The following is a 7,734-nucleotide window of genomic DNA, read 5'->3' on the forward strand; positions in this document are numbered from 1 at the left end:
CCCGGAATCGGTGCTCGACATGCCCGGAATGCCTGCTCGGCATCCCCGGAACTGCTGCTCACCTTGCTCCGGAATCGCTGCTCGGCTTGGCCTGGAATCGGTGCTCACCTTGCCCCGGTACACGCAGGCATGAGAGCCACTGGAGTCTGAACCTTCGTGAAAGTGTCATGGGCCACCTGGGGGGACGCGTGGCCGCGGGCGGCCGGCGGAGTGCCGGCGTGCCACAGCCGCGCCATCTCCCGCCCCCAGAGCAGCCGGCGTGCCACGCCCCGTCGCCTGGGAGGCACGGAGAGCGGGCCGCTGGGGCGGCACTTTCGCCGCGTGGAGCCCTTGGCTTCCACGCGTGGAAACCGCATCCGTGCGCTTCCTCGGACAGGGCGGCAGGTGGGCGCGCGCCGGCGACTGAGGGCACATGCGCCGCAGCCACGCCCAAAGAAAAAGCCCAGCAACCTCTCGGCTGCTGGGCTTCTCACTGTGGAGGCGGAGGGAATCGAACCCTCTGCACGAGACAACCCAATTCCGAGGCAGGATCGCCTTGACCCGCGATTTTCCTGGGGATTTTGGACCTCCGCCATCCCGCCCCGTACCGTCCCGTTCCGCCAAATTCCCCCAGGGAGGGGCTATATGGGGGCAATGGGCATGTCCCCTTTCAGGGCTCGAAGCCGCCCGCGTTGTGGAGCCGGGTAGCGGGCGACTCGGCCCCTCTTGTTCCTACGGTTGGGCTCGGAGGGGATTCAACAGCCCTGCTCGATCCAGCAGCTCTCGCACCCGCTCAGCTAGCGCCACATGCTCCGGATTGCTCACAGTGAAGCGCTCAGGGGTGAGGACAATTAGCGTGCCCTTGTCGTCCACTGGCTCGATGCGAACCGGAGCAGGGAGGGGCGGCACTTTGCCTATGCGGTTCGAGAGGTACGTTATCCACCCCAAAGAGAAGGGCGCGGAGCCGGGTTCCGGATGCGTGGCCTCGTAAGAGTCCGATGTGGCAAATGCCCAATCCGGCTCCCATGGGAGCACCATGCTGCGCACAACATCCGTCAGTACGGGTGCCGTCAGAATCCGCTCTGCGCCTGCCCCTTTTCTTGGCAGCGGCATCACGCATGAGTTGGAAACGGCCTCCGAATAGGCCCCACACTTGATACGTAGGTCCGCACTGTCCGGCCCCGTTTCGCCGTTGCCGAACCAGAAACTAAAGCCGAGATCCTCAAAGACTGGTCCTCCCCGCTCTCGGTTAACCCCACGCCTGAACAGTTCAGTGAGCGTGGATAGATCGGGCGGCATGAGCGAGTGCTTACGTGCATCCTTGAGAGACCGGGAGGGCTTATACCACTGGGCCAGGATCGGGTCGCACGGAGCAAGGAGGTTGAGAAAGTCTGCCGTGCGTCGAGCACATTCCTCGGGCGCTTCCTTGCGAGGCCCCCAGTATGCGCCTGCATAGTAGGTCTCGGGGTATACCGTGGCTTTTGGTTTTGCAGTCACAGTTCACTTTCCTCAAAGCGCCGGGGTGTGGACGACTTCGATGTCCTTGAGCTTGCTGCCGCGCAACAGCTTCCGAATGGCGTCCGCTGCATTCTCTTCTGCGACGTGCCATCGGATACGTGTGCCATTGGCTGCCCTAAGCTGCCTATCCGCCTGCTCAACAAGTCTCTTGGCGCCCGAATGGCGGAACCACACTTTCGGGTCGAGCCCCTCGAAGAACTTGGCATAGCCCGGTCCCTTCGCCTCCAGTAGCAGGCCATCCTCGAAGCCATCGAACTTCACTCCTCCATCCTTCGTGCTCATGCCTCCGACCCAGTATGCATCGTCGGCGGTGTGGCCCGTGATTTGTTCCTGGTAGCGCCGAGCACGGGGCTTCATGGACTCTTTGGCAGGCCCCCACTGGCCGGGCCCCTTGGAAGGTCCCCCCTGCTTCGCCGCCGTGGCCGCACGCTGGAGGATGATGGCGGCTCCTGGGCCGCCGCTCAGCACCGCCGCCGCGCGCCCCACTGGCACCGCCACGCTCTCCATGGCGAGCGCCCCTTGCGCGGACAGCGACAACACCGGCACCTCGGCTGTTGCGAGCGTCGCACCTTGCAGCGTTCGCGTTGCGGCTGACGCTGTGCCCCATGTGGCGATGAGGTTCGTCACCAGCTTGGAGACGACCTGAATCTGCTCGCCTCGCGTCATGTACTGGAATCGCTCCAGGTACTCAGGCGACGAAGCCAGCAGCGCGGCCACGGCGGCAGGCATCTGTCGGAGCGCTTCGAGGTTGTCAGAGGGCGACGTCGAGAAGAACTGCCCCACCGCCAGCGCCAGCCCGACGAAGGCTTCTTCCGCCCCGTCCAGCGTGCGACTGATGACGTCGGCATCGTCGTGGACGTCCGCGATGGCGAAGCCGTTGACCTCCCGAAGCTCGTCGTCCAGCGAGCGGAAGACACCCGTGCGCCCGTCGTAGAAGCGTCCCAGTTCGAAGCCGTGCGCTCGGAAGCTCCCATCCCGCCACTCCACGGGGGCCACCCGCTGTTGCGTCCTGCCACTGCGCACCCATGCGAGGCACCCGTCAGGCCGGAGCACCGCCAGATGATTGAAGCGCTCCACCCTCTGGACCAGTTCGGCGCGCGACACCTCGCCCGAACCCAGCACCTCGCGCAGCATGAAGCCCACCGCGAGACGTGCCGGGAACTGCCCCAGCGTTACGTCCTTCCCCAGCAGAGTCGCGAGTATCTTCGCGGCCTGGGTCGGAGTGAGCGGGCCGCCCGGAATTGGACGCTCGTCCCGCGCCGCAAGCCCCGCGTTCGTCAGCAGAGACTCCCACGCATCCAAATTAAGAGGCAGGCTCGCGACAGCTCCTCCAGCGGCCACCCCTACGGTGCTGTCCTCCTGACTTGATGTGTCTTCGCGGAAGACCCGATGGCGCCGTATCCGCCCGTCGTCGTCCGAGGACGAGGCCATCGCATGTGGCGGGGTGATGTGCCGGGGCTCCCGGGTGGGCTCCCTACTGGACACGCGCGCCGCGAAGCCAATGGTTCCACCACGCCCGGGAGCGCGCGACACGGAGGCACATCCCGTGGCAAACAGGACCACGGCAAGCAGCAGGGGGTTAGCGCGCATTGTCCACCCCCAGGCCCACTGATGCGAAGGCGCCAGGCCGCAACGTCCCGTCCGTCGTGGGGAACAACAGCGTGCCGCCCGTCCCGAGCGCGTAGAACTTCCCTCCCAGGAACCGCCAGCGCACTTCCGCCGCTCCCAAGTACCGCGCCCCGGGCTTGCCAGCACCCACGGCGAGCCCCTTCACGGCCACTTCCAGGCTGCGCTCGAAGAGCTGCACCGCCATGCGCCCGTCCATGTCGAGACGCCCCCAGGAGAACACCTCGGCGCCCAGCGACAGTTTCAGGTGCTTGTAGAGCCCCCCGTAGCGCACGGCATCCCAGCCCACTTCCGCTTCACCGTATGCGGAGTAGCCATCCGGGAAGGGCGCATCCGCGAGCGGCACGCCGGCAGGGCCCACCGCCTGGAAGCGCGCCAGCTCGTAGTCCGGCCCGAAGAAACCTTGCCGGAAGCCACCGTGTTGCCGTCGCGCCTCCAGCCGCAACGCCATCTTGAGCGTCGGTGTGATTGCATCGGCTCCCGCGCCCGCCACCGCGCCCCACGCACCGCCCACACCCGGCCGGCCGCCCCCGCCCGCGAAGACGTGCGCTTCAAACCCGGGCCGCACCACCAACACGGCTACCGCGTCCATGTGCGCCAGCGTCACCGAGGCCGCGCGCCCACCAGCACGTCCCCAGTCATGCACCGCAGACAGACCCAGTGTGTAGCGGCCCTCCTGTTGGGGCTTGCCGAAGAGAACGTGCTCCAGGTCCAGCTCCGCTTCCGCCCCCATCAGCCGAGCACCGAGAACGTCCGAAGAGAACGCCTCGACGTAGACGGGCCCCAGCGTGCCTGTCAGGACGCCTGCCGCTGGGTGGTAGTCCGGATTCGCGCGGTGGGAGTAGCGCCGGACGAGATGCCCGTTGAGAAGGCTGTAGCTCTCGAGCTTCCCGAACCACACGCCCAGCGGCGAGTTGTCCGAGCCCAGCTTGAGACTCCTCACCAACTGTCCCCAGTCGGAGAGAGTGTCCCAGTCCTCGCGCCGGACAACCCCGCCATCCTTCGGCCCCCACACGCGTAATCGCAGCGGAGTCCCGAGGTTGACGCCAAACTCCGGGCTGCGCTCGAAGACGAGGGTCGGTTCCACCTGGAAATAGCCTTCATCCGCGCCCATGCCCGAGCGGGGCAGCAACGCCCACGTCGCGGCCTCCACTCGCAGCAAGTTCGTCCAGCGCGCAGGCCGTGAGACCTCACCTCGTTCCGGGGCGGGTGGGCTCTCGGCATCTTTCGGCGGGCTCTCGGGCGACGTCTCCTCCTCTATCTCGTCCACCTCCTCGGGCAATGGCGGGTCCGCAATCTCTTCCGCCCAGGACACTCCAGGCAGAACCAGCAGCAGCGCGACAACCCAACTTCGCTTCCTGCGCATACACGCCTCCTATGCGTGCCCCGGCATGAGGCACGAAAGACACACGTCTCCCGGTCGGCTCAGCGACTTGAGTCGGGCCGGTGGTGAATCAGCAGTGGTGAGGGGAAATAGGTGCCGACGTCAGGCCGTCGGCGGCGCCTTCACAGCTCGACGAGTCGCGGGAGTGGGGTCCGTCGTCAGCTCGTCTTCGTTGCGTGTCAAGGACCGGGGTCATGGACCGCGTGAGGGTCGGCCAAGCGGATCGCCCTGGTGAGCTCGTCAGGGAGCCGTTGTTCGAGTTCGCGGCGTTGACGAGGTTGGGGTCGGCCAAGCGGATCGCCGGGTGCCTAACGCGCCTCGGTCGCGGCGGGCTTCCGGCGCCGGACCGGTGGCGGATTGCGGTAGCTGTCGCCTTCGATGACGAGGACGTGGGCGTGGTGGAGCAGCCGGTCCATGGCGGCACTCGCCATCAGCGGGTCGCCGAAGAGCGGCGGCCACTCCTCAATCGCCCGGTTGGAAGTGATGACGGTGCTGCGGCGCTCGTACCTCTGGCGGACCACCTCGTAGAGGTCCACCGGCTCGTCCTGCGTCAGGCTGCGCAGGCCGAGGTCATCAATGATGAGCAGGTCGGGCGAGGTGAAGCGCAGCAGGCGCTTCTCGTAGCTGCCATCGCCCCTGGCGGCTCGCAGCTGCATGAGCATCTCGTGGGCACCGAGGTAGAGGGCGCTGTAGCCGGCACGGCAGGCTCGGTGGCCGAGGGCCTGGGCCAGGTGGGACTTGCCGACGCCGGTGGGGCCGACGATGAGCACGTTGTCGTGGCGCTCCAGGAAGCCGCACGTGCCCAGCTCCAGTACCTTGGCCTTGGGCACGCTGGGGTTGAAGTGGAAGTCGAAGTCCTCGAGCGTCCTGGCGTGCTCGAAAGACGCGCGGCGCACGCGCTGGGAAAGCTGCTTGGAGTCGCGACGCTCCACCTCGTCGCCCAAGAGCCGGTAGAGGAATTCGGAGTGAGAGAGGTTGTCGTCCACCGCCTGCCGGGTGCGCAGTTGCAGGGATTGGAGGACACCGGACAGGCGCAGCTTCTTGAGCATGGGAATGAGCTCGTCAGTGGGACTCAATTTCGGGCTCCTGGGGCACGGCGGGGTGGTGCAGCAGCTCGGCCACGCTGCGTGCGAAGCGCGGCTGAGCAAGTGAGGCCGTCGCCGGGGAGGCGAGCGCCAGTGGCAGCGGCTGCAGGTCCAGCCCCTGGCGCAGGATGTTCTTGAGGCCCCCGTAGCTGTATGTGCCGTAGTAGTGGGCGCGCCGGGCAGCCGCGCGTGCGCGCTCGGGCGGGAAGGTCTCCAGGTGAGCGACAATGGCCTGCACCGCGCGCAGCTGCGACAGCACGTCGTCGGAGTCGAAGACGGCACGCACGTAGGTGAGCACCTCCTCTCCCAGCAGCGCCGCGCGGCCTTCCCAGTAGCCGCGGCTGCGGTGGCGCAGGTCGGCGCGGTGCTGGGGCAGGTGCTCCTCGCAGGTGCTGTACAGGCCACTGCCGCGCCGGGCGTGTGTTGCCACGCGCACGTCGTCCGCGTACGCCTCCAGGCTGGCGTCGGTGACGCGCAGCCAGACGTCGCTGCCCACCAGGCGCCAGGGCACCGAGTAGAAGCGCCTGTCGAAGAGGACGTGGCTGTCCTGGTGGACGCGCGCGGACTTCCAGAGGACGGGCGTGAAGCGCCGGGTGGGCAGCGGCCGCAAGGCGGGCAGCTCCTCCTCACGGAAGACCTCCACGGGGCGCCGGCCCGTCTTTCCGTGCCGTCGGACGTTGGCCACCTCGGCCAGCCACTTCTTCAACTCCGCGCGCACGACGTCGACGTCCTGCCCCTCGCGGCCCTTGAAGAAGTTGGACTGGACGTATTTGACGCCCGCCTCCACCTTGCCCTTCTTCTGGGGCGCGTACGGTGGCGTCGGGTCCACCTTGAAGCCGTAGTGACGGGCTACCTCGCGGTAGCTGCGATTGAGGGCGGACGGCTCGTCCGGGGTGAAGGCCGCGCGCAGCACGGCGGCCTTCAAGTTGTCGGGCACCACCGTCTCCACCACGCCGCCCAGCTGCTCGAAAGACTCCACGTGCAGCCGCAGCCACGTCGGCAGCGACTGCTCGAAGACGACATCGGCCACCAGGTAGCGGCTGTGCGCCAGTACCAGCACGAAGACCCACGCCTTGCGCAGCACCTTCTCTCGCGGGCACAGCAGCTTGCCCACGTAGCCGAAGTCCACCTGCGCCACCTCGCCAGCCGCCGTCACCACTGGAATCGCGACGTCCTCGGCCCTCACGCCCCGCGCCTTGCGCAGCTGCCGCACCATGCGCTTCACCGCCGAGTAGCTCGCCGTGAAGCCCTCCACCTCCAACCGCAGCCTGTCGTGGATGGCGCGGGGCCCCAGTCCCTGCCCGAGCAGCCCCTCCACGCGCTGCTGCCAGGGCACCAGCGACGAGGTCTGCTGCGGTGGCAGCCTCGACGGCAGGTGCGCCTGCACCAGCGCCTTGAGCACCTCCAACTCGGGCACCTCGTCGGCTGGGCCCTCCAGCACTCCGGCCGCCGAGAGCGCCGCGCGGTACGTCCTCTCCGTATTCGGGCCCATGCCCAACAGCCGTGCCACTTCGCGCGCACCCGTCCCCATGCGGTGCAGCCGCACCAACTCTCTCAACCTGTCCATGTCGACTCTCCGGTAGCTCATCCGCGCGCGTCCCTGGGCGCACCGCGGTGGCGGTGCTCGTGGACGCGCGAGGATGCACGGGATGACCGGCCGGGTAGGCACTCAGCCCACCTACTGGCCGCGTTTCTTCCAACCGTCTCCAGGGTGAACGGACCGCCGCCCCAACTGCTCCGGACTGCGATCCGCTTGGCCGACCCTGGTGCGATCCGCTTGGCCGACCCCGCTACGAACAGCTTGGGTGACCCGTCTGCGATCCATTACCCCGGCCCGTCACATTGCGTGCTTCGGGCTGCGTCTCGACATGGTCCGGGTGCGCCCGCCAGTCGGCCGGAACGAAGCCCCCCTCGTCGTCCAGCAAATTCAGCTCTTCCATCGCATCGCCCGCATCGGCGAGAGCTTGCTCGACTTCTTTCACCGCATCCTTCGGGCCGAAAGGGGGCAGTTCATCCGTAACTCCTCGCCGCGCCCCGTCTGGTGCGGCGAGGATGTTCGTGGAAGGGCGAAGCGAGGTTCAGCGAAGCGGCGCGCGCGCCTCGGCACGCAGAGACACTTCGCCGTTCGCCCGCTGGCGGAGT

General features: G+C 67.5%; 6 protein-coding genes. 1 reads left to right on the top strand and 5 read right to left on the bottom strand.

Annotated features, from left to right (window positions below; all coding sequences use genetic code 11):
- Positions 1 to 711: 711 nt before the first annotated feature.
- The 5 genes from LZ199_RS46885 to istA form a co-directional block, all read right to left on the bottom strand.
- Positions 712 to 1,476 carry an immunity 52 family protein gene (locus tag LZ199_RS46885; protein WP_323390419.1) on the bottom strand — a complete coding sequence of 255 codons (765 nt, stop codon included), beginning with the start codon at positions 1,474 to 1,476 and terminating at the stop codon, positions 712 to 714.
- A gap of 12 nt (positions 1,477 to 1,488) precedes the next feature.
- On the bottom strand, positions 1,489 to 3,087 hold the full coding sequence (locus LZ199_RS45650; protein ID WP_254000138.1) for a Tox-REase-5 domain-containing protein: 1,599 nt from the start codon (positions 3,085 to 3,087) through the stop codon (positions 1,489 to 1,491).
- Positions 3,077 to 4,489, bottom strand: a complete 1,413-nt coding sequence (locus LZ199_RS45655; RefSeq protein ID WP_254000139.1) for a hypothetical protein — start codon at positions 4,487 to 4,489, stop codon at positions 3,077 to 3,079. The genes LZ199_RS45650 and LZ199_RS45655 overlap by 11 nt, the downstream gene beginning before the upstream one ends.
- 326 nt (positions 4,490 to 4,815) lie before the next feature.
- Positions 4,816 to 5,583 (bottom strand): IS21-like element helper ATPase IstB, encoded by a 768-nt coding sequence (istB, locus tag LZ199_RS45660; RefSeq protein WP_254000140.1) that lies wholly within the window; start codon positions 5,581 to 5,583, stop codon positions 4,816 to 4,818.
- Positions 5,570 to 7,159 carry an IS21 family transposase gene (gene istA, locus LZ199_RS45665; protein ID WP_254000141.1) on the bottom strand — a complete coding sequence of 530 codons (1,590 nt, stop codon included), beginning with the start codon at positions 7,157 to 7,159 and terminating at the stop codon, positions 5,570 to 5,572. The genes istB and istA overlap by 14 nt, the downstream gene beginning before the upstream one ends.
- A 238-nt stretch (positions 7,160 to 7,397) precedes the next feature.
- On the opposite strand from istA, the gene LZ199_RS45670 reads away from it, so the two are divergent.
- A partial coding sequence (locus LZ199_RS45670) for a hypothetical protein (RefSeq protein ID WP_254000142.1) occupies positions 7,398 to 7,734 on the top strand: 337 nt, incomplete at its 3' end.

Origin of the sequence: Myxococcus qinghaiensis, assembly GCF_024198215.1 — a bacterium.
Taxonomy (GTDB): domain Bacteria; phylum Myxococcota; class Myxococcia; order Myxococcales; family Myxococcaceae; genus Myxococcus; species Myxococcus qinghaiensis.

Coding starts and splice junctions, on each gene's coding strand:
- LZ199_RS45650 (WP_254000138.1), bottom strand. CDS start 3,087: ATGCGCGCTAACCCCCTGCTGCTTGCCGTGGTCCTGTTTGCCACGGGA.
- LZ199_RS45655 (WP_254000139.1), bottom strand. CDS start 4,489: ATGCGCAGGAAGCGAAGTTGGGTTGTCGCGCTGCTGCTGGTTCTGCCT.
- istA (WP_254000141.1), bottom strand. CDS start 7,159: ATGGACAGGTTGAGAGAGTTGGTGCGGCTGCACCGCATGGGGACGGGT.